This is a genomic window from Bradyrhizobium sp. CCBAU 45394, from assembly GCF_028128655.1.
In the GTDB taxonomy this organism is placed as follows: domain Bacteria; phylum Pseudomonadota; class Alphaproteobacteria; order Rhizobiales; family Xanthobacteraceae; genus Bradyrhizobium; species Bradyrhizobium diazoefficiens.
The window spans coordinates 1-1,286 of sequence record NZ_LBIX01000073.1; the positions used below are offsets into that span (position 1 = coordinate 1).

General features: G+C 61.1%; 1 protein-coding gene. It reads left to right on the forward strand.

The window, feature by feature from the left end; all coding sequences use genetic code 11:
- Window positions 1-523 precede the first annotated feature (523 nt).
- A partial coding sequence (locus WN73_RS11745) for a reverse transcriptase domain-containing protein (protein WP_442870069.1) occupies window positions 524-1,286 on the forward strand: 763 nt, incomplete at its 3' end.

Below are 1,286 nucleotides of genomic sequence, written 5' to 3' on the forward strand. Positions count from 1 at the left end.
ACTTTGGGTGCGCCGGGAGACCGGCAAGGAATAGATGGTGGAAGTCCATTGCGATGAAGGTGTAGCGAACCACATCGGCCCCGAGCCGTGCGCAGGCGTCCGCGAGGGTGTCGGCGAAGCGTCGGTAGGGGAGCATGCAGGCCAGCCATTGAGCCGCGAAACAGTGTTATCTCGGGAGCCGACGCTGTCCAAAGAGCGGAAGGCAATATGGGCGAGTGCGCAAACGCGAGCACCCGTCCAACCCGGCGTGGTCGTAGACCCTGGCATGTATGGAAGCTCCTTGTACGGGAACCGGGATATCTCCGGGTCGGCCATCTTCCTTCTCGGAGGAGATGGTCCGCAGCGGGAAGGCGAGGAGCTGTAGCCGCTGATGCACGACACGGAGAAGTCTGACTCTGGCATAGTAGCTGAGAAGCCAACGAACAAAGCCGGATTACTGGCGGCGGAGTGGGCGGAGCCAAGGCCGGGGACCAAGGGAAACGCGGAACAGCAGCGCATGCACCGGACACAGGGCCGGGCTCGCATGACCCAGTCGCTGGACCGCGTACGGACAGCCGCAAGGCTGAGGAAGAAGGACCGGTTCACCGCGCTCTTTCACCACATCAATGTCGATACACTGCGGGCGGCGTTCTTTGCGCTCAGGCGTAAGGCTGCTCCCGGAGTGGATGGCATGACGTGGGAGGACTACGAGGAAGATCTCGAGCCCCGGCTCGCCGATCTGCACAAACGGGTCCAACGAGGAGCGTATCGCCCGCAACCGTCTCGCCGGACGTACATACCAAAGGCAGACGGCAAGCAGCGCCCGTTAGCGATCGCGGCTCTCGAAGACAAAATCGTCCAGGGCGCCACCGTCATCGTGCTCAACGCCATCTACGAAGGAGACTTCTGTGGCTTTTCCTACGGGTTTCGGCCCGGCAGAGGACCACATGATGCGTTGGACGCGCTCTGCACAGCGATCGAGACGCGGCACGTGAACTGGATCATTGACGCCGACATCCAAAACTTCTTTGGCGCAGTCAGTCAACCTTGGCTGGTTCGCTTCTTGGAACATAGGATCGGCGACAAGCGCATCATCCGCCTCATTCAGAAATGGCTGAAGGCGGGTGTTCTCGAAGACGGCGTCGTAGCCGCTGATGACAGGGGAACGGGTCAAGGTTCGGTGATTTCACCGCTTCTCGGCAACATCTACCTGCACTACGCTCTCGACCTGTGGGCCAAACGCTGGCGACAGCGCGAGGTCTCCGGCGGCATGATCATCGTGCGTTACGCGGACGATGTAGTAGTCG